The 25263-nt window shown below is 51.0% G+C and carries 17 protein-coding genes; 6 read left to right on the top strand and 11 right to left on the bottom strand.

The window, feature by feature from the left end; genetic code table 11:
* Nucleotides 1–73 precede the first annotated feature (73 nt).
* Complete coding sequence (locus TH63_RS10265) at nucleotides 74–1282, bottom strand: phosphoglycerate kinase (RefSeq protein WP_048920871.1); 1209 nt, start codon at nucleotides 1280–1282, stop codon at nucleotides 74–76.
* 367 nt (nucleotides 1283–1649) lie between these two features.
* Here TH63_RS10265 and TH63_RS10260 point away from each other — a divergent pair, with 367 nt between their 5' ends.
* A complete protein-coding gene (locus TH63_RS10260) occupies nucleotides 1650–1889 on the top strand; it encodes a hypothetical protein (protein WP_048920870.1) in 240 nt (79 codons plus the stop codon).
* Between the two features lie 194 nt (nucleotides 1890–2083).
* Here the strand turns inward: TH63_RS10260 and TH63_RS10255 are convergent, their stop codons facing one another.
* The 4 genes from TH63_RS10255 to TH63_RS10240 all read right to left on the bottom strand — a co-directional run bounded on the left by TH63_RS10255 (nucleotide 2084) and on the right by TH63_RS10240 (nucleotide 6544).
* Nucleotides 2084–2677 (bottom strand): hypothetical protein, encoded by a 594-nt coding sequence (locus TH63_RS10255; protein ID WP_076606459.1) that lies wholly within the window; start codon nucleotides 2675–2677, stop codon nucleotides 2084–2086.
* A gap of 177 nt (nucleotides 2678–2854) precedes the next feature.
* The gene (locus tag TH63_RS10250) at nucleotides 2855–3298 is read right to left on the bottom strand and encodes a DinB family protein (RefSeq protein ID WP_048920869.1); all 444 of its coding nucleotides are present in this window, start codon (nucleotides 3296–3298) and stop codon (nucleotides 2855–2857) included.
* A 423-nt stretch (nucleotides 3299–3721) separates the two neighbouring features.
* A complete protein-coding gene (locus tag TH63_RS10245; protein ID WP_048922732.1) occupies nucleotides 3722–5803 on the bottom strand; it encodes a S9 family peptidase in 2082 nt (693 codons plus the stop codon).
* A 99-nt stretch (nucleotides 5804–5902) separates the two neighbouring features.
* Nucleotides 5903–6544, bottom strand: a complete 642-nt coding sequence (locus TH63_RS10240; protein WP_048920868.1) for a hypothetical protein — start codon at nucleotides 6542–6544, stop codon at nucleotides 5903–5905.
* 282 nt (nucleotides 6545–6826) lie between these two features.
* Here TH63_RS10240 and TH63_RS10235 point away from each other — a divergent pair, with 282 nt between their 5' ends.
* From TH63_RS10235 to TH63_RS10220, 4 genes are read left to right on the top strand one after another with little or no spacing between them, the layout of a single operon-like run.
* Nucleotides 6827–9526, top strand: a complete 2700-nt coding sequence (locus TH63_RS10235) for a D-alanine--D-alanine ligase family protein (protein ID WP_048920867.1) — start codon at nucleotides 6827–6829, stop codon at nucleotides 9524–9526.
* 3 nt (nucleotides 9527–9529) lie between these two features.
* Nucleotides 9530–10321 (top strand): PASTA domain-containing protein, encoded by a 792-nt coding sequence (locus TH63_RS10230; RefSeq protein ID WP_048920866.1) that lies wholly within the window; start codon nucleotides 9530–9532, stop codon nucleotides 10319–10321.
* Between the two features lie 3 nt (nucleotides 10322–10324).
* Nucleotides 10325–12151: a T9SS type A sorting domain-containing protein gene (locus TH63_RS10225; protein ID WP_048920865.1), complete on the top strand. Its 1827-nt coding sequence runs from the start codon at nucleotides 10325–10327 to the stop codon at nucleotides 12149–12151.
* Entirely contained in the window at nucleotides 12148–12456 is a 309-nt protein-coding gene (locus tag TH63_RS10220; protein WP_048920864.1) for a rhodanese-like domain-containing protein, read from the top strand. Before TH63_RS10225 ends, TH63_RS10220 begins: the two co-directional genes overlap by 4 nt.
* 390 nt (nucleotides 12457–12846) lie before the next feature.
* On the opposite strand, the gene phoU is transcribed toward TH63_RS10220, so the two are convergent.
* From phoU to TH63_RS10190, 6 genes are all read right to left on the bottom strand, one after another.
* Entirely contained in the window at nucleotides 12847–13560 is a 714-nt protein-coding gene (phoU, locus tag TH63_RS10215; protein WP_048920863.1) for a phosphate signaling complex protein PhoU, read from the bottom strand.
* Nucleotides 13561–13698: 138 nt separating this feature from the next.
* Nucleotides 13699–14451 (bottom strand): phosphate ABC transporter ATP-binding protein PstB, encoded by a 753-nt coding sequence (gene pstB / locus TH63_RS10210; RefSeq protein WP_048920862.1) that lies wholly within the window; start codon nucleotides 14449–14451, stop codon nucleotides 13699–13701.
* 72 nt (nucleotides 14452–14523) lie between these two features.
* Nucleotides 14524–15408 (bottom strand): phosphate ABC transporter permease PstA, encoded by an 885-nt coding sequence (gene pstA, locus TH63_RS10205; protein WP_048920861.1) that lies wholly within the window; start codon nucleotides 15406–15408, stop codon nucleotides 14524–14526.
* A gap of 3 nt (nucleotides 15409–15411) precedes the next feature.
* Nucleotides 15412–16617 (bottom strand): phosphate ABC transporter permease subunit PstC, encoded by a 1206-nt coding sequence (gene pstC, locus TH63_RS10200; RefSeq protein ID WP_048920860.1) that lies wholly within the window; start codon nucleotides 16615–16617, stop codon nucleotides 15412–15414.
* Between the two features lie 25 nt (nucleotides 16618–16642).
* The gene (locus tag TH63_RS10195) at nucleotides 16643–17548 is read right to left on the bottom strand and encodes a phosphate ABC transporter substrate-binding protein (RefSeq protein WP_082161628.1); all 906 of its coding nucleotides are present in this window, start codon (nucleotides 17546–17548) and stop codon (nucleotides 16643–16645) included.
* An 11-nt stretch (nucleotides 17549–17559) separates the two neighbouring features.
* Nucleotides 17560–18822 carry a porin gene (locus tag TH63_RS10190; RefSeq protein ID WP_082161625.1) on the bottom strand — a complete coding sequence of 421 codons (1263 nt, stop codon included), beginning with the start codon at nucleotides 18820–18822 and terminating at the stop codon, nucleotides 17560–17562.
* 1167 nt (nucleotides 18823–19989) lie between these two features.
* Here TH63_RS10190 and TH63_RS10185 point away from each other — a divergent pair.
* Entirely contained in the window at nucleotides 19990–25191 is a 5202-nt protein-coding gene (locus TH63_RS10185) for a LamG-like jellyroll fold domain-containing protein (protein WP_197088536.1), read from the top strand.
* Nucleotides 25192–25263 lie beyond the last annotated feature (72 nt).

Below are 25263 nucleotides of genomic sequence, written 5' to 3'. Positions count from 1 at the left end.
GGAAAACAGGCTCAAAACAGAAAGGGCAACCATTAATGGCTGCCCTTTCTGTTTTGATATTCAAGCGAATCCTTTAGGTTAAAGGAGTCTCTTCAAATTGTAAGGCCGTTACGCCGGGCAGTTCTTTGCCTTCCATGTACTCTAGCAGGGCACCGCCACCGGTAGAGACGTAGGACACATCATGACTGTGGCCCATTTGAGTGACCGCCGCGGCTGAGTCGCCGCCCCCAATGAGCGAGTAGGCACCGTTCTTAGTGGCTTCCACTACGGCCTCGGCAATGGTCTTGGTACCGATGGCGAAATTAGGGAATTCAAAAACGCCCATGGGTCCGTTCCAGAGGATGGTTTTTGAGTTGCGCACTACCTCCGCGAAGGTGGCACGGGTGTCTGGTCCTATGTCCAGGCCCATCCAGCCGTTGGGAATAGCGCCGCTGGCTACCACATCGGTGTTGGCGTCATTGTCAAAGGCATCGGCGATCACCGAGTCAGTGGGCAAGTAGATTTTCACGCCTTTCTCTTCGGCTTTGCGCAGCAGGTCCAGGGTTAGTTGCTGTTTGTCGGCTTCCAGGAGGGAGTTACCAATGGTGCCGCCCTGGGCCTTGGCGAAGGTATAGCTCATACCGCCGCCAATGATCAGGTTGTCCACGCGGTCCAGGAGCTGCTCAATCACCATGATCTTGTCAGAGATCTTGGCGCCGCCCATGATGGCGGTGTAGGGGCGGTCGGCGTAGCTCAGTACTTTCTGGGCATTCTCCAACTCGGCCTGCATCACAGATCCACACACCTTGTCATGGGGGAAATAGTCAGCCACGATGGCTGTGGAGGCGTGGGCGCGGTGAGCGGTCCCGAAGGCGTCATTCACGTACACATCGCCTAAAAGGCTCAGTTTCTCGGCGAAGATCTGGTTGCCTTGCTCTTCCTCGGCGTGGAACCGTAGGTTTTCCAGCAAGAGAATCTCACCGGGTTGCAGGCTACTGGCTAGTTCCAGGGCTTCGGCGCCTACGCAGTCGCGGGAGAAATTCACCTTGGTCAGGAAAATATCTTCCAAGGGCTTGATGAGATGCTTGAGCGAGTATTTTTCCTCGGGGCCTCCCTTGGGTCTTCCCAAGTGCGACATCAATACCACCGATCCACCATCGTTCAGAATCTTTTTGATGGTAGGCACGGCCGCCCTGATACGGGTATCATCTGTGATTTCAAATTTGCTGTTCAGGGGCACGTTAAAATCTACGCGCACCAGGGCGCGCTTGCCCTGGAAATCATATTGGTCAATGGTTATCATAGTCTGAAATGTTAGGTACTAGCTACGGTGTTCGCCCAGAAAGGGGTGCAAAGCAAATATAGTAATTCTATTTAGATACCGGGTGCCACGGCAGGGGGGAAGTGTTGAGATGCAGAAAAGGCGTTTTAGCCCTGTTTTACAGAAAACGGGGTAAAACGCCTCCCTTATATTTAGTTTTTTGGCTAATGTAAGGAAAGGGTTATGCGCAGGGAAGGGTTGTATTTACACCCGGCAAGCATGGGCCACCGGAAATTGATTTTCTTAAGGAGCACAAAGAACAATTGGCCTGAAACTGGGTTTACCATCTGCCAGGGGGCTTTTATAAATAGGCTTAACTGGCGCACTAATCCATTAAAACCATGTAAGTATGTCAATTCTGCAGTTGAAACCCTCCATTCTGGTAGAAACCCCTTTAGGCACAGGCCAGGCCCTTTTTATCATAGATTATGGCATGCACCAAAATACCTGTTGGGTAATTGCGCTGCAAAAAGATGGAGTAATCAAACACTTTGACTGCAATGACGTGATCTTATCTACCAACTATACTTACGGCATGAATCTTCGGAAAAACAATTTCCCCCTGCCTGAAACTGACGAGCATAAGTAAGAAATATCCTAAGGTAATAGTCAGACTAATCTTACCTTTTCTTTTTGAGAGAGAGAGATTTAAGCAGTTAGTGGTGACTCCAATGAGCCAGGGTTTTCATAATCCTTTCACAAGATTATTCTAACAGGAAAATTCAGCTGCCTCGACTCTTGCTTATGTAAGAACCAAGGCAGCTGAATTTTTTGCTGAAAAGGTTACCGCTTCGGGAAAACCCCTGAAATGGTAACCCCGATGGCGTTGGCCGAATAGGTAGTATTGTTTTGATCCTGGTAATTCATGATGGTGTAGGAAAGACCCACCACGCCGTAAGCTACCTCAAAGATTGGTCCGGTGCCGCCTTTCAAATCAAAATCCTGGCCTATGCCGTCGGTCTTAAACGTGACGCTTTGGTGTGAGGCCAATCCGGCGCTCAGTCGAATTTTGTCGGTGGCCATGTAATTGGCGGTCAAGTGCAAGGGAATGCGGCTGAGCCGGATGTGCGCATTTTCCGCCTGGGTGGTCACATACTTGAAACCCACCGTGGCGCGCACCAGAAACTTTTCCAGGTTAGGGAACTGAAACTGACCGCCCACATGGATGGAGCCGCCTTGGCCGGCTCTGGTGGTTTGGGTCTCGCCGTTGGTGAACAGCGTTTCGGCTACTTTGTCGCCGCCAAACTCAAAGGCACCACTCACCAGGAACCGGACGGGCCGGTAGACTCTGGTGGCAGCAGAATCTGTGGTGGTTTGGGCAAAGGAAGTGGTAAGTGCTACCAAAAGGAGAGCCGGAAGGAGTAATAGTTTTTTCATCGGGTTTAGTAGGTATGGGTTTTTGTTTAGTCTCTCTTGTGCAAATAGAGTGAGCGGGGGAGCTGCAAAGTAATAGGTTTTCCAGGTATTTGAAAAATACCTGAGAGGTCTAACTTTACTTCTTTAAAAAAATAATTTGAGCGGAAGGCCTTCCTTAAAGATTACAGGCAGCCTAGGTTATTCTTCCAGCACCCGCCGTAGGTAATTTATCTGCCCTAAATGGTAGGAAAGGTGGGCCAGTAAATGAAGTAGAAAATACCTGTTGGACATAGCATAGCCAAATACCTCTTCTTTATGAGGGGCCTCTAAATCTTCAGGCGCCATTTGGGTGAGGGTGGCTACTACCAGGGCTTTTGTCTCCTTAATCTGGTTCAATACTATTTCAGCCGGAATATCCTTTAAGGCAAACTCGGCGTCACGGTCTCTTACATATGCATAGGAACCCATGTTCCTGCCAATGTAGGTTCTTAGGTTACCCATGAGGTGCAGGCACAAATTACCGGCCGAATTCTTAATGTCTCCCTTCGTCATCCAGAGGTTGCTCTCTTTTCTAAAAGCCTGAATCTCCGCCTGAAGCCTGTCCAAGTCACGGGAAAATAGTTGGGTAAATTCAGTGGTCATGGTATTGCTATGAAAGGCATTGAAAGCTTAATAGCTATTGTTTGGGTATATTGTTTATATAAAAGCAGAGTCGCTAAACACACCAGCAATTCGGATCCTGGGCGGAGACAATGCTTTGGTGGTAGGGCCTGCAGCAGGTTTCAACTTACGTTACCTCACTCATGCCTTCCGCACTAAACAAGGTAATACCTGCTATTCTTGCTGCGGCTACCTGCTAGCGGAGGAGAAGGATGCTAATCGTCTACTGGCAGCAGTTCGTAACTAAGTAAGGCGGAAAGAGAAACCAGATCCTGTTTTCTGAATCAGATAGAAGTTAGAGAGCATGGTTTAAACTGAAAGGTACCGTTAATAATGAACCTAGCTCCCAGAAATAAACCTGGTGAGGCTAGGTCGCTATGCAATAAAAAAGTTCCTCTTTTTTAACTATTCTATAGGTAATGTAGGTTCTTTTTCACCGAAAACATAGTGGTTAAACCATTGCCAGTTGTGCCAGGTGGCGGCCAGCCTTTCTTTGGGTTTGTTGATGCCATGCCCAAAACCTTTGTAAATAATTAGCCTAGAAGGAACTCCGCGGTCTTGCAAACCCCGGTACAACTCATAAGCGTTGGGGAGGGGAACGCGTTTGTCAAACTCACCGTGCTGAATGAGGGTAGGGGTGCTGGCTTTGTTAATGTTGGTCATGGGCGAAGTTTTCAAGTAAATATCCATGTCGCTCCAGGGGGTGGCCTGTAAGTACTGGCGGGTAAAAGGCGTGACATCTGTATTCACGTAATAAGTTACCCAATTGGAGATACCGGCCCCCACAGAAATGGCTTTGAAGCGGTTGGTATTGGTGGTTAAGAAAGCAGAGATATAGCCACCCTGGCTCCAGCCCATTGAGCCCATTTTGGTGGTGTCAATCATATTCTTCTTTGCCAGATACTCCACGCCGCTCATCACATCCCACATATCTCCCACTCCTAAATTGCGCACGTTAAGGGAACGAAATTTTTCGCCGTACCCGGCACTACCCCGGTAATTTACCCGCAACACCAATGCCCCTTTTTCCACCCATTGCAGCATGGGATACACGTAAGAGGGGGTAGGATCAGGCAAGTCAATGGCCGTAGGCCCCCCGTGAATGACAATGAGCAGCGGGTATTTTTTAGCGGCGTCATAGTTACGGGGTTTCAGAAGCACCCCATCAATAGAGGCTCCATCAGTGCTTTGCCAGGTAATGACCTCGTTGGTAGGAGTATTCCAGCCTTTGATTTGCTCAGTGGTGTTGGTTAGTTTCTTTAACGATCTGTTTAATTTACCGGTGTAAATCTCTCCCAGATCAGCGTGGTTTCGTCCGCTTACAGCCACCAGATCAGTGTTCTTACTGAAAGCAACGTTGGCCACCAGATCCAGGCCTAGATTAAGGGCTTTTGACTTACCCGTTTTAGGGTCTACTTCAAATACCATTTGCCTTGTTTTCTCCAAGGCCACCAGGTAAATTCCGTTTTTGTTCCAATCCAGCACATTCTTGTTTTCATCTATGGCTTGAGAGATTTCTCTGCTTTTAGCGGTTTGGGTATCATAGATGAATAAGCGGTTGTTTTTGAAATAGTAGGTGGTAGAATCATTCAGAGAGCTGCTGTACACAAACGCTTTGCCATCTGGGCTCCACCTGGTAAAAAAATCGCCGGTAGGGTTGGACACCAAGGTTTTCATTTCTTTCGTGTCTACGTTGATGGTAACTATGTCTGACCGGAGGCTGCTGTTGATGAGCGGATTGGGCTGCCGGTTAAAGGCTATGGTTTTGCCATCAGGGCTCCACTGGAAATTTGTAACGGTAAAATCTCCGGAAGTTATTTTTCTGGCCATCGGCAATTTAACGCAGTCCTGGAGATGCACCGCGGGAGTAGAACTGGAGGGGAGAGAGTCTTTCTTAACCGCATAACAGGGTAACTGTCCTGCTAGGGATATGGAGTCATAGTGAAAATTCAACAACCAAAGGTGACTTCGCTTAAAATCTTCTCCTTCAATAAAAAAGGCGCCAAACCGGTCCTTGGTGGTTTTCTCTACTTTGCTGTCCGCCTCGGCTTTGGTGTAGGCCAGACGTTTCCCATCGGGGCTCCATTCATAGCTACCCACCCCATCTTCGTCTTTCGACACCTGTAGCGCCTCTCCGCCCGTCACCGGAATGATATACAACTGGTTTTTCTCTCCACGGTCGGCTAGAAAACTCACGAACTTGCTGTCTGGGGTAATGCGGGCCGAGGTACTGCTGCCTTTTGCCGTACGGGTTAAAGGCTGGGGAGCAGCACCGTTGTGGGACAGCCAGAGCTCTGTGTCATAGTTGTTAGAGGCCCAGTCAGTACTGGTTACACTGTACACGATGCTTTTCCCATCGGGGGAGATAAGGGGACTCCCCACCTGTTTCAGGCTAATCACCTTCTCAAAAGAAACGGAAGAACCCATCTGGGCTGCTACGTTCCCTATAGAACTGAGCACTACAAGCAAACAAAACCAGATTTTCATATTGATAGTCTTTGGGTACATAAGGGAAGGGGCAAGGAGAGTAATTCTTAAAGCGCAATGGTGGGGCTATAAGGTGGCGTAGCTACCAAAAAGGTGTGGTTACCATATGTTTTTGCTCTTTTTTACTGGCTTATAGGTTTCACTCGCACTCTCAAGGATTTGATCTTTAAACTCCTTTGGGAACAGCTTCATTTCCAAACTTACCTTTAGGACTGCTATTTTGGCTATAAGAGAGTTTCGATTACTCCGTAAGTCTAGTGCTTCTTTCAGGGTCAGAACTTTATGTATGTTTCTTTTCAGATCAACCTTTATCAAGGGGAATTCCGGTGTGTTTTCATCCGTCAAGGTCACTTGTTGCTCTAAAGTCCAACTGATTGACTGCATAAATTTTACTACCTTCTCAAAGTCTTCAAATGAAGTAACTCCCTTTGGGTTAATGTCAAACTCTATTTGTTCCGATAAGAAGAAATGGCAATTAGCATGTACTCCACCAAGGTCAATAGTAACACTCCTGCAATACATTTCGCCTGTTTCATCAGTCAGGTAGCTGATTATGTCTTGCTTGTCTATCTGGCTAAAACTTTTTTCTTCACCTGCAATTCCATACTTCAACGGGTAATTCTCATTTAATAAGTCAACAACCTTCTCCCAATCTGCAAGGGAAACATCTTGGACATAGATGTCTCTCAAAGAACCACTAGGTTCAAAAATCCATTTTATATCTTCCCAGTCTCTTTTCATTCAATTTATGGTAACCCACTGGATATATGTACCACCTAAAACCGTATGCCAACCTACAGTCTACAGCCGCTTTTAACAGATAGCCGTAACTGCACTGCCGAATGTACTATATAGTATCCTAATTATAAAGAACTTCCTTTTCGTGTCGGTTTCTCCAAAACAGCCCTGAAACGCTTCGTTCTACCACCAGTTCTTCGGTTCACACCCAGGAAATCAACTGGCCCCCACAACAAGCGGGTTACCACTAGCGCCAAACACGCAAAAACCAGTATCTTTGCGGTAATGAAAATTGGAATCATCTTTGGTGGCCCGTCCCGGGAGCGCGAAATCTCTTTCGCCGGCGGTCGCACCGTCTTCGATAATTTAGATAAATCCCTGTTTGAGGCCGTACCGGTATTTGCCGACAGCCTGGGGAACTTCATTCTGCTGGACTGGCACTTCATCTACAAAGGCACCATCCGGGATTTCTACCCGCCCGTAGACGTGGTGCCCCACACTGAGCACGGCCTGCAGATGTACCTGGAGAGTCTGGGCAAACTCACCGAGGAAGAGCTGAATGACATCGCCTCCAGGGTAGGGGAGCGCATCCATCCGCACCAGTTCAAGGAGTTGTTTGACTTCGCGTTCCTGACCCTGCACGGGCCGTACGGCGAAGACGGCAGCATCCAGGGTTTGCTGGAGTGGTATGGCATCCCGTATTCGGGTTCCGGGATCATGGCCTCGGCGCTGGGTATTGACAAGATTGCCCAGAAGGCTCTGCTCAAGCAGCACGGCTTTGCCACCCCAGATTACCGCATTCTAAGCCTGCAAGACTGGCACGCCACCCAGGACCGCGCCGCGTTGCTGGACAGCCTGGTGGCTGACCTCGGTTTGCCATTGGTATTGAAGGCCCCGCACCAAGGGTCTTCAATTGGTGTGTCTATTATCAAAGAGAAAAACCTGCAACTGTTTGAAGAAGCGGTGGCCCGCAGCCTGTTCTCGCTCACCATTCAGAAAAACGACTGGACTAGCAAGAGCGCCGAGGAACAACTGAACTTCATCAAAACCCTGACGGATATCCGCGAAGGCATAGGCCTGCCGGTCCAGACCCAGGACGGCCAGTTGGTGTACGCCCCAGAGGAATTGCTGGCGCTGCTTTCTACCTATTTTGGCCAAAACGGCCCTGAAACGATCACCCTCACCAACGTGGAGAGCGAGACGCAGGTCCTGATAGAAGCTTTTATCAATGGCCGCGAATTCTCCTGCATTGTGGTGCAGGACCAGCAGGGGCATCCCATTGCCTTACCGCCCACCGAGATCAGAAAAGGCGGCGAGGTCTTTGACTACCGCTCCAAATACCTGCCCGGCCTGAGCCGCAAGATTACGCCTATTGACCTGCCAACCGAGCTGATCCAAAAGATCCGGCAGCAGTGCGAGCATCTGTACACCAGCCTGGGCTTCAACGTGTATGCGCGTCTGGACGGGTTTATCAATGAGGCAGGAGAGATTTTCCTCAATGACCCCAACACTACCTCGGGTATGTTGCCGTCATCGTTCTTCTTCCACCAGGCCGCTGAGATTGGCCTGAACCCGTCGCAGTTCCTGACATACATCATTAGAACGTCATTGGCGGAGCGGGTGAAAGCGGGCAAGAACACGGCGCACCTCATGGAATTGATGAAAACCCTGGACGCGGCCATGGCCGATGAGCGCGCGCACCGCCAGGACAAACTGCGGGTGGGCGTGATCATGGGTGGGTACTCTTCTGAGCGCCACATCTCCGTGGAAAGCGGCCGTAACATTTATGAGAAATTAGCTTCTTCTACCAAATACGAGCCTATTCCCATCTTTTTGATAGGAGACCAGGAGTCGCACCAACTGTACCAGATTCCCATCAACATTATGTTGAAGGACAACGCCGATGACATACGCGAGAAGATAGAGGCCTCGGAGGCGGGCATACCTTCGCACCCGGTTTTGGCCCAGATCAAGGAAGACGCTTCCAGCATTACGCGCCTATACGCGGGCAACACCTTGCAAAAACCGCAGCGCCTGACTTATGAGCATCTACGAAGCCTGGTTGACGCTGTGTTTATTGCATTGCATGGCCGCCCCGGCGAAGACGGGGAATTACAGACTGAGCTGGAGAAATTCCATATCCCGTACAACGGGTCGGGCATCCAGTCCAGCCAGGTAACCATTAATAAGTTTGAGACTAACCGCATTTTGCGCGAGAACGGCGTGCACGTAGCCGAGCACATGCTGGCCTTCAAGAAAGACTACCAGGAAAACCCGCAGGCCTTCTTCCAGCAGATTGAGCAGAGCTTCACCTACCCGTTCATTGCCAAGCCGGCAGATGACGGCTGTTCGTCGGCGGTGAAGAAAATCAAGAACCGGGAGGAACTGGAGGCTTTTGCCGAGCTGATTTTCCGGGATTCCATTGAGATACCGGAGAACCCGGCGCGGGTACTCAAACTGAGCTTCAAGGAAGAGGTGCCTTTGAAAGGCTATTTCCTGATTGAGAATTTGATCTCTAAAGAAGGCGCCAAGCACTTCCTGGAAATCACGGGCGGTCTGCTCACCAGCTACGGCCCTGACGGACGCACCCAGTATGAAATATTTGAGGCCTCAGAGGCGTTGGCCGAAGGAGAGGTGTTGAGCCTGGAAGAGAAGTTTCTGGCAGGAGAGGGGCAGAACATTACCCCGGCCCGTTACGCCAAAGACCCGGCAGAGCGCCAGCGCATCTCAGACCTGGTAAAGCAGGATTTGAAACGGGTAGCCGAGATTCTGCGCATTGAAGGTTACGCCCGGATTGATGCCTTTGTGCGGGTGTTTGAAGACGGCAAAGTGGAGACCATCATCATTGAGGTGAACTCCCTACCCGGCATGACCCCGGCCACGTGTATCTTCCACCAGACCGCCATCAACGGCTACAAGCCCTATGATTTCATTGACCGCATCCTGCAGTTCGGCATGGAGCGCACCAAAAAAGTTATCTCTTAAGTAATGAGTCGTTTTCTGAAAGCCCAGACCCTGGGAGACCTGTTCAAGCACATCTTAATCATGGTGGCCATTGTGTTGCTGCTGTTGTTTGTGTTCTTCTTTGTGTACCTGCCCAGCACCACCAACCACGGCGAGACCATTACGGTGCCCAAGATCACCGGCATGAGTGTGGAAGAACTGGAAGATTTCCTGGGCGACAAAGACCTGAACTATTACGTGAATGACTCTACTTATCAGCAGGGCATGGCACCGTTCACGGTCATTACTCAGGAGCCTAAGGCCGGCGAAAAGGTAAAGCAGGGGCGTAAGATCTACGTGAGCATCAACATGAAGAACCCGCCACTCATTAAGATGCCTAAGCTGATTGACGGCTCGGTGAAAAACGCCGAGATGATCCTGAAGAGCTATGACCTGAACATGGGCGAGATCAAGTACGTACCAGACCTGGCCCAAAACTCGGTGCTGCGGCAGTTTGTGAACGGCCGCGAGATCAAACCCGGCGACCCGGTAGCCAAAGGATCAAAAGTGGATCTGGAGGTAGGCGACGGCCTGGGGAACACCGAACTGGAAGTGCCGGCCCTGGTAGGAATGCCCGTAGATGAGGCTACCATGGTAGTGACCGGGCAAGGCCTGCAGATTGGAACCGTTATTTACATGGCGGCGCCCAACGGCGAGGCCGACGGTACCGTATTGAAACAACGTCCGGTGGCAGGCGAAGGCGCCATGATCAGAACCGGTGAATTAATAGACCTTTGGGTGGCCGGCCCTCAACCGGTAGCCCCCATCAGAGATTAACCTATGCGGCATTGGCTGACCATCATTCTGATATTTTTCTCCGTTGGATGGTCAGCCAACGCGCAGGTTATTAGCCCGCTGCAACAGATTCCGGCCCCGGCCGCAATGGTAGTTGGCAAACCTATCATCACCCCGCAACCCCTGGGCCCCGGTGACACGCTTTCCCTGCCGTTTTTTGAGGATTTTGCCAAGGGCGAAGGAGCTCCAGATCCCAGTCGCTGGCTAAGAAGAGGAGGTGTTTCTATCACCGACCGCTATGCGTCTGCGCCCCCCACGGTATTTGCCGCGTCCTTTGACGGACTTAACGCCGACGGGCAGCCGTATGGCGCCGCCAATGCCGTAGGCCCTACAGATACGCTTACCTCCAAGCCCCTGAACCTGGCCGCCGCCCAACCCCAGGATTCTGTGTACCTTAGTTTCTACTGGCAGGCTGGTGGCAAGATGGATGCCCCCAATTTCTCCAGTTCTACCCAGTTTTACCTGCAACTGCAATTCAAAGAAGCTAACGGCACCTGGACTTCGGTCTGGACCCAGAAGGGCACCGGCCGAAGTACCGATTTTGCGGCGGTGATGGTAGCGCTCAAAGAAAGCAAGTACCTCTACAACGGGTTCCAGTTCCGGTGGGTGAGCGGCGGCAGCCAGAACGGCCTGCGCGATGTCTGGCACCTAGACTATGTGTACCTGGACCGCAACCGCCGCCTGAACCAACTGCAAACCGCAGATGTGGCTCTTACCCAACGGTTGCCTTCTTTGCTGCAACGGTATACGGCCATGCCGATCTGGCAATTCCTGGTGAACCCTGCTGGGGAAATCAGGCTCCAGGTAGGCTCAGAGATGGTGAATTTGAGTAATGCACCGGCAGCCATCAGTTGGCGGGCCTTGACCAGAAACCTAAGCACAGGGGCAGTAGACACGTTTCTGCGCGGGAGTGCCCCAGTGAACGCGGGTTCCAGAACCACCATTGCCGCAACTCCTTCCAGAGAATTTCTAAGCAGCCAACAACAGCCCTTTTCGTTGCAGACAGTTCTTTTCCTGAACACCAAAGAGCCAAACTTCTACACCCGCTACAATGACACCCTGCAGCGCCAGACCGATCTCCTGGATTACTACGCCTATGATGACGGAACCGCCGAGTCTGGCTTCAGCTACCCGTCCAGTACGGCCGTGCAGTTGGCCTACCAGTTTGACCTGAGCCAGCCCGACCGGCTGAAAATGGTGCGTATCTTCTTCACCGCTACCAACACTCCGGGCACCGAACTTTACCTGCGCATCTGGGCAGATAACAACGGCAAACCCGCCGACCAGCCCTTGTATGAGCAGCGCTTTGCCGTGCCCGCCACCGCTGGCCTCAACAACTGGCTGGATATTCCCCTGGACCAGCAAATTCCGGTAGCAGGTCGCTTTTACGTGGGGTACCGACAGCCTACGGGTTCTATCTTCGTGAATGTGGGGTATGACCTGAATGAAAGTGCCCCCGGCAAACTTTTCGCCATGAACGGGGCCACCGCCTGGGACGTGGTTCCCAACCTGGAGGGCGCCCTGCTGATCAGGCCCGTAATGGCAGGAACACTCACTGCTTCCCCCGAAGAATTGACCTCCCACCAGATCCGGCTGTACCCTAACCCCGTCACAGAGACCGGCTTTTACCTGACCCAGGCAGTTGACCAGGCCCAACTTTATACCGTTACCGGGCAATTGGTGCAGACGTGGGGCAAAACCCAGGCCCGGCAGCACCTGCCCTTGGCAGAGTCTCTCTCTCCGGGCATTTATTTCGTAAAAGCCTTTACCGGAAGCCAACGTATAACCTTAAAACTAATCCTTGCAAAATGATCACGTCTAACATCACCGCCGCCGAATTAAAGCAACGTCTTGCCAACCATGAAACGCCCATCATCCTTGACGTGCGCGAGCCCTGGGAGCACGAGGAGCAAAACATTGCCGGCAGTAAACTGATTCCGCTGGGTTCTTTGCCAGAGCGCATACATGAACTGGAGGAATTCAAGGACCAGGAGATATTGGTGCATTGCCGCTCCGGCAAACGTTCTGCCACCGCGCAGGCCATCATGCAACAGCAAGGTTTCAAAAACGTGCGCAACGTAGAAGGCGGCATGCTGGCCTATAACGAGGCACAATAAGCCCAAAGCTGTTTTAGAGGTGTTTTGGAGAAAACAGGCCCAAAACATGGCCTGAAGAACGTTCCTCAGTAAAGGAATTCATGCGAATTTCGTCCCCATTTGAAGGTGGTAGGGGGATAGCAAAGGCCTTTTGAAGAACCTACAAATATCATCTTCAGGTGTGGCAAAATTTATTTTCGGGATATGCCTCATCAGTAGGAGATTTCATCCTCCTACCCCCTTCAAAGGGAACAATCAGATATCGTCATTCTTTTAATGGATGTATGGCAAAGTGCTAGTTATCCAACTCGTTTAAATATAAAACAAGAAGGCCTCTCACTGGAGAGGCCTTCTTGTTTTAGAATAAAATTGCTGGCTTATTAATGCCTTGTTATTTGCTACAGCCAAAAGTTAGGCTTTCTTTTCGTCCTCTGGGTTGTTATCCTTATCACCTTTCTTTTTGGCGAATTTGTCTTTGTGCTTTAAGACCTTGGCGTCTACGTAGAAAACAATTTCCTCGGCAATGTTGGTGGTTTGGTCGCCAACGCGTTCCAGTTTCCGGATGATGCCAGAAACCTTCAGGCTCTGAGGGATATTGTCTGGGTGTGATTTGAAATAGTCCAGCAGCACCTTGTCGGTTTTCATATTGATCTTGTTCAGGACTTTATCCTGGTTCAAGACCTCTCGGGCCAGGTTGGTGTCTTCGGCTAGAAAGGCCTTGCGCACGTTGGCCAACATGGTTTCCGTGCCCTCAAACATATCCAGCAGCCGGCTTTTCTCCAGGAGCGTGGGCTCAATGGGCGTCTTTGCTTCTTTGATCATGCGGGCCACGCTTTCAGCGTAATCGCCTATGCGTTCCAGGTTGGAGTTGATCTTAAGGATAGCCAGTACCCAGCGTAAATCCACGGCCACGGGGTTGTAGAGCGCGAAAAAGTTTTCGCACATGCGGTCTATCTTAATGTCATAGGCGTTCACCTTCTTCCCCTTTTTAATTACCTTTTTGGCCAGGTCCAGATTAGAGGTAAGGAGCGCTTCTTTGCAGCCCAGCATCTGAAACTCCACCAGGGCCCACATCTCCTCCAGCTTGGTTTTTATTTGGGACAATTCTTTATCTAATTGGTTCATCTCTGGGTTTCTTTTGGAATCAATCTATGTCTGGGCTACTACGGGGTAAAATTGCTTTAAAGGAGGAATCTTCTGAAAGATACGTTTTTAAGCCGTTTTACGGAAAACAGGCCCAAAACGGCTTTCCCTCTTTACAACTCAACCAAACCGCCCGGTAATGTAGTTCTGGGTACGCGGGTCCTTGGGATTGGTGAAGATGGTTTTGGTCTTGGCGTATTCCACCAGTTCGCCCAGGTAGAAGAAGGCGGTATGGTCACTTACCCGACCGGCCTGCTGCATGTTGTGGGTCACGATCACGATGGTGTACAGTTCCTTCAGCTCATGGATCAGCTCCTCGGTTTTGGCGGTAGAAAGCGGGTCAAGGGCCGAGGTGGGTTCATCCATCAAGAGCACCGAAGGTTCAATGGCCAGCGCCCGGGCAATGCAGAGGCGTTGCTGCTGCCCACCCGATAATTCAAACGCCGATTTTTTGAGCTTGTCTTTCACCTCTTCCCACAGGTTGGCCTGCTTTAAAGAACGTTCCACGCGCTCTTCAATAAACTGTTTGTCTTTGGTGCCATTTACCCGCAACCCGTAGGCCACATTTTCATAGATGGACTTGGGGAACGGGTTGGGTTTCTGGAACACCATGCCCACGTGCTTGCGCAGGTCATCTACCTGTATGTTTTTCTCATAGATGTCTATGCCGTCAATCAAGATCTGGCCCTCAATCCGGACGCCGTCAATGAGGTCGTTCATGCGGTTGAAGCACCTAAGGTAGGTGGACTTTCCGCAACCCGAAGGCCCGATCAAGGCTGTGACGTGGTTTTTCCGCATGGCCATGGAAATGCCTTTGAGGGCATGAAAATCGCCATAGTACAGGTGAAGGTCTTTTGATTCTACACTATTCATAATTGCAAGTAGAAGGCAGCGAAGGTAGTTTGCGTTTTAGGTCCGTTTTTCAGAAAACAGGCTTTAAACGGGTTAATTCATTTTTACTTTTTTGCTGAAATATCGGCGCAGCCAGTTGGCCAGCAGGTTCACAATAAGGATGATCATGATCAGCACAAAGGCCGTGCCGTAGGCCATAGCCCTGGAAGCCTCAATGTTGGTACCGCTGGTAGAGATGACGTACAAATGGTACGGCAAAGCCATGACCTGGTCAAAGATGCTGTTGGGTAATTTGGGCAGGAAGTAGGCCGCCACCGTGAACAGGATAGGCGCCGTCTCTCCGGACACCCGTCCAATAGACAGAATCAGGCCGGTAATGATATTGGGGAAGGCCATGGGCAGTACCACCCGGCTGGTGGTTTGCCATTTGGTGGCTCCCAGTGCCAGGCTACCAATCCGGAAGGAATCATCAATAGATTTCAAGGCTTCCTCTGTTACCCGTATCACCACGGGCAAAGCCAGTAAACCCAAAGTAAGGGAGCCGGCCAGAATGGAGTCGCCAAACTTAAAGTAGTTCACGAACAGGGCCATGCCAAACAACCCGAACACAATGGACGGGATACCGGCCAGGTTATTGGTCATAAGCTTCACAAACCGCTTAAACCAGCTGTCTTTGGCGTATTCATTGATATAGATACCAGACAGAATGCCAATGGGGAAGGCGAAAAGCATACTGCCCAGCACCAGGCAAAAGGTACCCACAATGGCCGGGAAGATGCCACCTTCGGTCATGCCCTCGCGGGGCATCTGGGTCAGGAAGTCCCAACTGATCACGGAGATGCCGCGCACAACGATAAAGCCCAGGATCACCACCAGAATGGCCACCACCAGAAAGCTGAGCAGCCGGAAGATCCAGAAGGCCGCGGCCTGTGCCCTGCGTTTACCTGCTTGGGTGTGTGTATTGCTTTGTAAGGCCATGGCTTATCTGTTTTCTTTCTTTTTAGCCGATACCATGTCTACCGTGAGGTTGATGGCCAGCGTCATGAGGAATAAAATGCAGCCCAGCGCAAACAGCGCCTGGTAATGGATACCGCCCTGCGGGGCCTCGCCCAACTCAGCGGCAATGGTGGCGGGTATGGTACGTACCGGTTCCAGAAAGGTGGTAGGGATTACGGAGGCGTTCCCGGTAACCATGAGCACGGCCATGGTTTCGCCAATGGCGCGACCTATGCCCAGGATGGCGGCCGTAGAGATACCGGAGATGGAGTAGGGGATCATGACTTTATAGATGGTCTGCCACTTAGAGGCGCCTAAGGCAAGGCTGGCTTCCTTCATGGCCCGGGGCGTGGTGCGGAGCGCATCTTCAGACACTGAAATAATAGTGGGCAGTGCCATTATGCCCAGCACAAGGCTACCCGCTAGCGCGGTTTCGCCCACGGGCAACCCAAAAATATCCTGGATGAGTGGTACAATCACCACCAGCCCAAAGAAACCATACACCACCGATGGGATGCCGGCCAGCAATTCAATAACGGGCTTGAGAATGCCCCTCAATTTGGGGGAAGCGATCTCAGCGAGGTAAATAGAGGTGGCCAGACCTAAGGGCAAAGCAAATAGAATAGCCCCAAAACTTACCAGCAACGTGCCTAGAATAAGGGAGAGCACGCCCATTTGAACGGCCGGTTCTATGGTAGGGTACCACTGGGTACCTGTTATAAAGCCTAGAACTGTGATCTTGGCCAATTTGAGTCGCCGGCCAGAAAAGTCTTTGGACAGGTACTCATCTGGGAAATAGGCCAGAATGTTGGGGTCCTTGGCGACTATCTCATTAATGCGTTGGGGCAGGTACTCAAAGTTGGCGCCTATCTGCTCCTCGGTGTAATAATCGGTGATGTCGTCCAGGGCAAAGATCTTGATAGGGGCATTGGCGCCGCCCACCTGGTTCCAGTTGGTGATTTCCTGGTCAAAGATCTCTTTTACCTCTTTGGCAGATAGCTCTTTGACCGGATTTTGAGGGTGGACCGCAATCACAGACCCTTCGGCCACCGGGGTCTGGCTGAAAATCCCCAATCCTTCCTTGAACAGGAAAAATACGATCAGTAGCACCGTTAAACTGGTAACGGTGCCACTGATAGTAATAAGAGCTTCAATTATTTTTTCGCCTGGGTTTTGAAAAAACCTATTCACAGGGGCAGGGGTTAAGTTTTGTTACTTATTTACTCAACGGAATATAGCCAATTTCCTGCACTATCTTCTGACCTTCTTCAGAGAGCACATAGTCCAGGAAAGGCTTAATCTTGCTTTCTACTGAAGTCTCATAGAAGAAAAACAGCGGGCGGGAGATAGGGTAGGTCTTGTCTTTAGCCGATTGGGTGCTGGGGGCCACAAAGGTTTTGCCCTGATCATAAGATACCTTCAAGGCCTTCACCTCTTTGGTTTCATAGGCCAGGCCAATGTAGCCAATGGCGCCGGTAGTCTGGCTCACAGATTGTACAATGGAACCAGTGGCGGGCATCATAAGAATTCCGTTGGCGTAGTTCTTTTTATCCATCACGTGTTCTTTGAAGAACTCATACGTACCGGAGCTGGTTTCACGCGAGTAGGCCACTATTTTCTCGTCTTTGCCGCCTACTTCTTTCCAGTTAGAGATCTTGCCGGTGAAAATGCCTTCCAGCTGTTCGCGGGTTAATTGGTTTACCGGATTGCTGGGGTGTACCACTACGGAAAGGGCATCATAGGCAATAAGGGCTTCCTTAACGTCTTTTTTGGCGCCTTTCAGCTTTAGTTTTTCCTCGGTTTTAAGTCCCCGGGAAGCCATGGCAATGTCTGTGGTGCCTTCCTGCAAGGCAGAAAGACCCACGCCGGTACCACCACCCACTACCGTGATAGAAGCGTCTTTGTGTTTGGCCATGTATTTTTCAGCTTCCTGCTGGGCAAGCGGAAGCACGGTGTCGCTTCCCTTAATGGTAATAGACGAGGCGGTTGAAGCGTTGCCAGTCCCCTCGTGGGTGGTTTCCTGATTGGCCTGGTCGCCTTTTCCGCAGGCACTTAGTAGAAGGCTGGCCGCCAGAAAAGTGCTTAGCTGAAATTTGATGGCTTTGATCATGGTGGTTTTCATAGAAGTAGTGGTTAGAAGTTGAGTTGGGCCTGTAGCCTTAAAAGTTGACCATTCTGGCGGTTATTGAGCGCTTTGCCTTCCCGCAGGGTTCTATCTGTGATGGTGTATTGGGTAAGGAGCTCAAAGTTGGGGATAGGCTGCCATTCCAGGCCAACCTCTGTCTCATATACTCTGTTGAAACGGGCGTCAGTCTCTGTTTTCTTACCACCCTCATAATACTGGGCCTTCACAAAAGGGATAAGGTGCTGATTGCCAAGTTTCCAGTGGTACATAGCTTGTGCATACCCCCCTTTGAGAGATTTTGTTTTTATAGTCCCGCTGGCGGGGTCAAATTCAGGCCCTTTCCCTATGTTGTATTCGGCCTGGAAGCCGAAAGGCTGCGGGTATAATACAATGCTGGCGGCTGCCCGCTGGTCCCTGAAGTCGCCACCTTTAATAGCACTACTGCTTAACTGGTCTGAGGTAACCGTGTATAAACCGGTATAGCCTTGTACACCTGGCTCCACTATCTGGCCATTGGCAAAGGCAATGGGGTAGGAAACCCGGGCCACCACATGCTGGTTGTTATTGGCCTCTTGGCGGTTGGCGGTTTGCCCGTTGTAAACCCCCAGCCCAAATACCCCGTAATCGCCGGAACCTTTCAGTTGACCATTGGCCAGTTCACTGAATCTTTTTCTGATATGGTCTGGTGCCCAGTAAAACATAACCCCCAGATCCCGCTCATTAGGTATGGCACTGTTAAAGGCGTCATTCCGGTCAAGAGTAAGGCGGTTCTGGCTGGATTGCAGGTTTTCAAACCCGTAGGGGATTTTGCTCTGGCCAATCCGGAGGCGGTATTCTTTCTTTTTGTCCAGAGCCAGATCCATATAGGCGTCTCTGATCTGCGCGAAATGGATGGTGGAACTTCCGGCAGGCGTAGAGGCCAGGTCTGGTTGAATGTAGATGTAGACCCGCTCGTGCACATTCCCGCTGAACACCAAACGAGCCCTCCGGATCAGGAACCCGCCTTTGTCGCCCACAGATTTGTCATAGTCAGTCCTAAGGCTGGAATTTGTTTCCAAAAAACGGTTGTACCTGATCTGCACATAGCCCCGCAAGGAGATTTTATCATACCAGGCTTTTTTTACCGGCTCAACAATGGAAGTGGAGACCACAGTGTCTTTAGGTACCTGCACCTGGGCACTGGTTTGAAAAGGAAGCCCTGATAGGCAGGAAAGAAGAACCGCAGGCACCAGTAAATGCCAACCTGATCTTTTGTTTATGGGTGAGAACATAAGCAAAAATTAAAGGATGAAGTTTTTCTGAGGGAGTCAGGCTCAGGTGCTGCCAGAGGGGGGGAGAAAGCTTTGCGGTTCAGGTTTTTATGGTCTTTTACCTAAACACTTTTACCTGCAGTCTACAGGGAATGTTTTCCTTCATTAGCACGATACAAAAGTAAGGCGACACTATTGCCCCAAGGTTAAGGGCGTGTTAAGGAATTGTTATGAAAGGACTTGGGGTGTTAGGAAGAAGTTCTCTTGCCGGAAGAGCAGAACCCGCAGTTTGCTCTCTCTGGTTAACCCATATGCTTTAGGCCTATTTTTAGAAAAACGGCCTCAAAACGCAAACACAGAGTTTGAGAACTAGAAGAATAGGCGATAAAGTGGAATAGTCTTTATCAGGAGTAACAGGGAGTTTCCAATAACCCGTGTAAAAGACCAGTCATTACCTTGATAAAAAGAGGCTTACGTTCTGATAGTCCCTTGGACTTACTTCAATTAAAAGAGAAGCAGGGAAAAAAAGCTTTTAAAGAATATTGCGTTTTGGGCCTGTTTTAGCCAAAGTAGCCCCAAAACGCAATATCCTTTAAAAGCCAGAGCCTTCTGCAAAATCACCCTGGCCCTAAGCCTCTTCCAGGCACCTCACTTCTTTATACCACCTGTTATCGTTTTGGGCTCGTTTTCCTGAAATCAGGCCCAAAACAGATGCTTACTCGTGAAGGGATGAATCTATCTTCTTCTTCCGACGAGCGAAAGTTTCATTCCTCTGTCCTAGAAAAAACTTGAAAAATAATAAGGGAAAATTTATTTGTTAAAGAACAAGTTACGTACAAGTTAAAATATAAATATAATATTAAAAAATTGTATATAAAATGGAATTAATATAGATAAGCACCTCGCGTATCCCTATCCTTTGAATGCCTGCCCCTCGTTTACCTGCCAGTTCTCTACCGCAGGTTTTGTGCGTTCGGTTTTGTCTCCACGCCGAATTTAGTCCCCCAGTAGATGGATTAATAAAACCAGATGGATTACTACCCTTTTTCTATTAACTGAAAATTGAATATGGACCACTCTACTCTTTCTCAGCTTTCAAAGAAGTTAGCCTCGTTCTTCCTCCTTTTACTCATTAGTATCCAATCTTTTGGGGACGGAAAAGCCGCTTACTTCAGTTCCTTAGAATCAATGGTTAACGACCATCTGGTAAGGGCAAAGACGGATCATGCTTTCCTGCACCTAACGGCCTTGAGTAGGAGCAACCAGGAAACAGATACTCACTTAACCAGTAGGTTTTTACCCGGCCGTTCTGATTTAGACCTAACTCCCGCACCCTACCTTAAAAAAGAAGCGCCGGAAAAATCCCTGCAGTTTTTTGCAGAGTCTAACAGCACCCTGGTGGGGCACTGGAAAATGGAAGAGGGCAGCGGAGCCACTTTGCAGGATGCCTCCGGCACCGGAAACCATGCCAAATTGCAGAAAACAGGTGGGATTACCTGGGTAACGGGAAAAGAAGGTTTAGCTCTTAATCTGCCAGGAACCACCAACAGATACGCCATCGCGCCTAACCACGCCTCGCTCAACATCACCGACGCGCTCACGGTCGCCGCCTGGATCAGGCCCATCGACGCAAGCGGGCGCTCCGTGCTGAGCAAGGCCGGCACCGACGGCTACGAGCTGGCCATCTACGGGGGGAAGGTGATGTTCCGCTTCAACAGGGACTCCGGCGGGGACGCCTACCGGCTCCTGTCCAAGACCGGCCACCCCACCGACGGGGCCACCTGGATGCACATAGCCGCCACCTTCAACGGCACCACCTCCCGAATCTACATCAACGGGGTGGAGGACGCCTCGGCCACCTACAGCGCCACCTCCATCAAGGCCAACGCCTCCGGCCTGTACCTGGGCTCCCTGCTGGGCTCCTGGCGCTGGAAGGGGGGAATGGACGAGGTGCGCCTTTACCACGGGGCCTTGACCATAGATGAAATTAAACTGCTTCTTTCTTCAACCCCGCCCCCAACTCCGCCCAGTGCCCCCTCGCTGGTCTCGCCGGCCAACGTAGCTATAGACGTGCCCCTGGCTCCTTCGTTTACCTGGAACAGTGTGACCGGTGCCACCAGCTATAGCATTCAGGTATCTGAGGTACAGGATTTCTCTTCCCTGGCTTTTACCCAAAGTAACCTAACCACCACTTCCGCCCAAGGAACTGGACTAGTGGCCGGGAAACAGTATTTTTGGCGAGTACATGCCTCCAACGAAGGCGGCGACAGTGACTGGTCTCAGGTATGGTCATTTACCACACTTCAGCTGCCGGGCCAAGTAGTAACCTTGTCGCCACCCAATAGCCAGCAAGACGTTCCTCTTCTGCCAGAATTAACCTGGCAGGCTGCAACTAATGCCACCAGCTACCTGGTGCAGGTAGACACAGACAATGCCTTTACGGCTCCGCTAACCGTTGAAAAAACGGTTAACAACCTAACCTCTTATAAACTGGAAACGGCCCTGGCGGCAAACACCAGTTATTTCTGGCGTGTGCGGGCTGGGAATTCCGCCGGAGACGGGCCCTGGTCTGAGGTGAAATCTTTCAAGACAGTTGCCGCGGCGGTAACCTATTCCCTGGCTATTAATGAAGTGATGGCCTCTAACAGCCTTACGGTAGCAGACGAAGACGGGGCTTTCTCAGATTGGGTAGAGGTGATGAATTACGGCCAGGCAGATATCAACCTAGAGGGTTTGGGCTTATCTGATGATTATGATCTGCCTTTCAAGTGGGTTTTCCCGGCTAAAATTCTCAAACCAGGGGAGTTTCTGCTGGTGTGGGCCTCCAGTAAAAACCGCGTAGACCCCACCAAAGCCTTACACACCAATTTTGCCATTGGCGCCTCTGGCGAAGAAGTGTTGATGACCGCCCCAGGCGGAGTAAGGATAGATGAAATGGCGCCAACCGCCATGACCTTAGATGTGTCTTATGGGCGTACCCCAGATGGTACTGGTACTTTTGGCTTCTTCAATTCTCCTACCCCTGGTGTCTCCAACGCTTCTTCGGGTACCAGCCAGCCGCTTTCCAAAGTTGTTTTCTCAGTGGCCCCAGGCGTGTATTCAGACAACGTAAATTTGACGTTATCGCACCCTATGACTGGTGTGCAGATAAGATATACCCTGGATGGGTCTGACCCTACGGAAGCTTCTGCGCTGTACCAGAACCCTCTAACCATTGCCGACCGCTCAGGGGAACCAAATGCCCACTCCATGATACCCACCAACAACATTTCAAGCGGGTCAAGAGCCTGGACGGAGCCCAATGGTTTAGTGCGGAAGGGGACTATTGTGCGCGCCAAAGCCTTTAAAACCAATACTCCCAGCTCATCTACTGCCACTGGTACATATTTAGTGTTGCCGGGTAGGAAATATACCGTGCCCGTGGTGTCTATCGTCACGCCCCACGCCAACCTGTTTGATTTTTACCAAGGCATTTATGTGCCGGGCGTGAACTATGTGGAAGGCAACGATGAATCTGGCAACTATGAAATGCGCGGCGATGAGTGGGAAAGGCCTGCCTCCTTTGAGTATTATGGCCCTGATTTCAAATTCCAACAGGACATAGGCATCCGGATCAATGGGGATTTTACCCGGCGGTTCCCGCAGAAATCACTTAGGCTGCTAGCCCGAAGTGAGTACGGTAAAAGCAGCTTCGATTACCAGATGTTCCAAAACTACCCTTACTCCAGCTTCAAACGGCTTATCCTCCACAATTCGGGCAATGACTGGGGGCACACCCTGTTTAAAGACGCAGCCTCCCAGATGCTGGCCAGCCATTTCACCACCACGCAGAAGTTCAGGCCTACCATAGTATATATAAATGGTGAATACTGGGGTTTCCATGGGTTGAGAGAACGCGCCGACAAGTTTTATGTGGCCCGGCTGTATGGCGTTGACCCAGACAATATAGACTACCTTACCCACCAATATGACATTGATGAGGGAGATGCAGAGAATTACAAAGAGATGCTGGCCTATATCCAGAACAATGACATGGCAGATGATACAAAGTTTGCCGGCCTTAAGACCCGCATGGATGTAGATAATTTCACCAACTATTTCAGTGCCGAGATTTACTATGCCAACCTGGACTGGCCACATAGTAACATTGAGTTCTGGCGGGCCCGGGTACCCTATAACCCAAATGCTCCTAAAGGGCAGGATGGGCTATGGCGCTGGATTCTGCATGACACAGATCTGGGCTTTGATTATCCTGAGTTCAACTCCATTAGTTGGGTGACAGATCAGGTAAACCAGGATATTAATGAGGAATGGCCTAACCTCATCCTGAGGAACCTATTGAAAAACCAGGCCTACAAAACCACCTTTATCAACCGGATTGCAGACCACCTGAACACTGCCTTTACCACCACCAGGGTGCACGCCGTTATAGACAGCATTGCCACCATCATCCAGCCGGAGGTAGACGAACATACCAAACGGTGGAATGTTCCCAGCTCTGTGAGTAACTGGCAGGGCTATGTAGCAGACTTGAAAAATTTCGGATCCCTTCGGCCCAATTACTTGCGCCAGCACCTGCGGGAGCACTTCAATCTGGTCAGTAATGTAGAAGTAACCCTGGAGGTAAGCGATAAAGCCCACGGTAGTGTGAAACTGAACTCACTGGTGCTCAATAGCTCTGCGGTTGGGGTGAACTCAGCACAGCCTTTTCCCTGGAAGGGGATTTACTTTGAGGGAGTACCCATCACCCTGAAAGCGTTACCGAATACGGGGTACGTGTTCCAACATTGGCTGGTGAACGGCCAAACGGTGAACGGGGAACAAATCTCTGTGAACCCTACTGCTGGGATAATTATCAAAGCGGTCTTTGGGGCTTCTACTGGGGTTGCGGTAACATTGGCATCGCCGGCCAACGGCGCAACCAATGTTTCACAACCTACTGCCACCCTCAGCTGGAATGCCTTGACTGATGCTACCAGTTACCGGGTGCAGGTGGCTACTGTGTCTGATTTCGCGGCTGCGGTCTTTGATCAGAGCGGCGTTACTGGTACCTCAGTGTCAGTAAACAATTTGGCGGCTGGCACCACCTATTATTGGCGGGTAATGGCTACGCAAAGCAGCGGGGGCAGCAACTGGTCAGCCACCTGGATCTTTACCACTGGTGGGGCCACTGTGCCAGGCACGGTGACCTTGAGTGCACCGGCCAATGCCGCCAGCGGGGTAGGGGTAAACCCAACCTTGCAATGGAATACCGTTACTAACGCCACGAGTTACAGTGTGCAGGTCTCTACTATCTCCACCTTTGCCTCTACGGTAATTAATGCAGATAATGTCCAGAATACTTCCCTGGCGGTAAACGGATTGCTTTATAACCAGACGTATTACTGGCGCGTGAAGGCAACTAACACTGCCGGCAGCAGTGCGTGGTCTTCTGTCTGGAGCTTTACTACAGAAACAGGAACTGTTAGCGGCACGCTGGTAGGGCACTGGAAACTGAACGAGGGCAGCGGGGCCACCTTGCAGGATGCCTCCGGCACCGGAAACCACGCCACGCTGCAAAAGACCACCGATGTGCAGTGGGTGACGGGCAAGGAAGGCCTGGCCCTCAGCCTCCCCGGCACGTTGGAACGGTACGCCATCGCGCCTAACCACGCCTCGCTCAACATCACCGACGCGCTCACGGTCGCCGCCTGGATCAGGCCCATCGACGCAAGCGGGCGCTCCGTGCTGAGCAAGGCCGGCACCGACGGCTACGAGCTGGCCATCTACGGGGGGAAGGTGATGTTCCGCTTCAACAGGGACTCCGGCGGGGACGCCTACCGGCTCCTGTCCAAGACCGGCCACCCCACCGACGGGGCCACCTGGATGCACATAGCCGCCACCTTCAACGGCACCACCTCCCGAATCTACATCAACGGGGTGGAGGACGCCTCGGCCACCTACAGCGCCACCTCCATCAAGGCCAACGCCTCCGGCCTGTACCTGGGCTCCCTGCTGGGCTCCTGGCGCTGGAAGGGGGGGCTGGACGAGGTGCGCCTCTACCACGGGGCCTTAAGCGCCAGTGAAATATCTGCCCTTTACACACCGCTGGCGTCTGCTACCGCAATGAGTAGTGTTAGCATGGGCAATAGCTTTAACAAGGGCGTTACACTCTATCCTAACCCTGTCAAAGACAAACTGCACCTCGATTTTGGTAATGCCAGATACCAGGAAACCATAACGGTGTCTGTGGTAGATTTGCTGGGCAAAGTTCACTTGACTTCCACCCAAACCCTTGAGGGAACTCACCTGGAGTTAGACCTGGTTCCAGGGCGCTTATCAGCGGGAACCTACTTCCTCCGGGTGGAAGGTGCGGGGGTACACCAGGTGTTCAGGTTTGTAAAAAGGTAGCGAGTGTCAGTATGCCAATCTACCAGTTGTTTTAGCGTAGCAGAAAAGGGGAGCTTTTAGCTCTCCTTTTTT

The organism is Rufibacter radiotolerans, assembly GCF_001078055.1.
GTDB lineage: Bacteria > Bacteroidota > Bacteroidia > Cytophagales > Hymenobacteraceae > Nibribacter > Nibribacter radiotolerans.
Note: the sequence above shows the minus strand (reverse complement) of the source record. Positions and strands in the feature narration are given on the sequence as shown.

What these genes read in the sequence shown, in the direction of transcription:
- TH63_RS10265 (WP_048920871.1), bottom strand. Translation starts at nt 1,282, where the DNA reads ATGATAACCATTGACCAATATGATTTCCAGGGCAAGCGCGCCCTGGTG.
- TH63_RS10260 (WP_048920870.1), top strand. Translation starts at nt 1,650, where the DNA reads ATGTCAATTCTGCAGTTGAAACCCTCCATTCTGGTAGAAACCCCTTTA.
- TH63_RS10255 (WP_076606459.1), bottom strand. Translation starts at nt 2,677, where the DNA reads ATGAAAAAACTATTACTCCTTCCGGCTCTCCTTTTGGTAGCACTTACC.
- TH63_RS10250 (WP_048920869.1), bottom strand. Translation starts at nt 3,298, where the DNA reads ATGACCACTGAATTTACCCAACTATTTTCCCGTGACTTGGACAGGCTT.
- TH63_RS10245 (WP_048922732.1), bottom strand. Translation starts at nt 5,803, where the DNA reads ATGAAAATCTGGTTTTGTTTGCTTGTAGTGCTCAGTTCTATAGGGAAC.
- TH63_RS10240 (WP_048920868.1), bottom strand. Translation starts at nt 6,544, where the DNA reads ATGAAAAGAGACTGGGAAGATATAAAATGGATTTTTGAACCTAGTGGT.
- TH63_RS10235 (WP_048920867.1), top strand. Translation starts at nt 6,827, where the DNA reads ATGAAAATTGGAATCATCTTTGGTGGCCCGTCCCGGGAGCGCGAAATC.
- TH63_RS10230 (WP_048920866.1), top strand. Translation starts at nt 9,530, where the DNA reads ATGAGTCGTTTTCTGAAAGCCCAGACCCTGGGAGACCTGTTCAAGCAC.
- TH63_RS10225 (WP_048920865.1), top strand. Translation starts at nt 10,325, where the DNA reads ATGCGGCATTGGCTGACCATCATTCTGATATTTTTCTCCGTTGGATGG.
- TH63_RS10220 (WP_048920864.1), top strand. Translation starts at nt 12,148, where the DNA reads ATGATCACGTCTAACATCACCGCCGCCGAATTAAAGCAACGTCTTGCC.
- phoU (WP_048920863.1), bottom strand. Translation starts at nt 13,560, where the DNA reads ATGAACCAATTAGATAAAGAATTGTCCCAAATAAAAACCAAGCTGGAG.
- pstB (WP_048920862.1), bottom strand. Translation starts at nt 14,451, where the DNA reads ATGAATAGTGTAGAATCAAAAGACCTTCACCTGTACTATGGCGATTTT.
- pstA (WP_048920861.1), bottom strand. Translation starts at nt 15,408, where the DNA reads ATGGCCTTACAAAGCAATACACACACCCAAGCAGGTAAACGCAGGGCA.
- TH63_RS10195 (WP_082161628.1), bottom strand. Translation starts at nt 17,548, where the DNA reads ATGAAAACCACCATGATCAAAGCCATCAAATTTCAGCTAAGCACTTTT.
- TH63_RS10190 (WP_082161625.1), bottom strand. Translation starts at nt 18,822, where the DNA reads ATGTTCTCACCCATAAACAAAAGATCAGGTTGGCATTTACTGGTGCCT.
- TH63_RS10185 (WP_197088536.1), top strand. Translation starts at nt 19,990, where the DNA reads ATGGTTAACGACCATCTGGTAAGGGCAAAGACGGATCATGCTTTCCTG.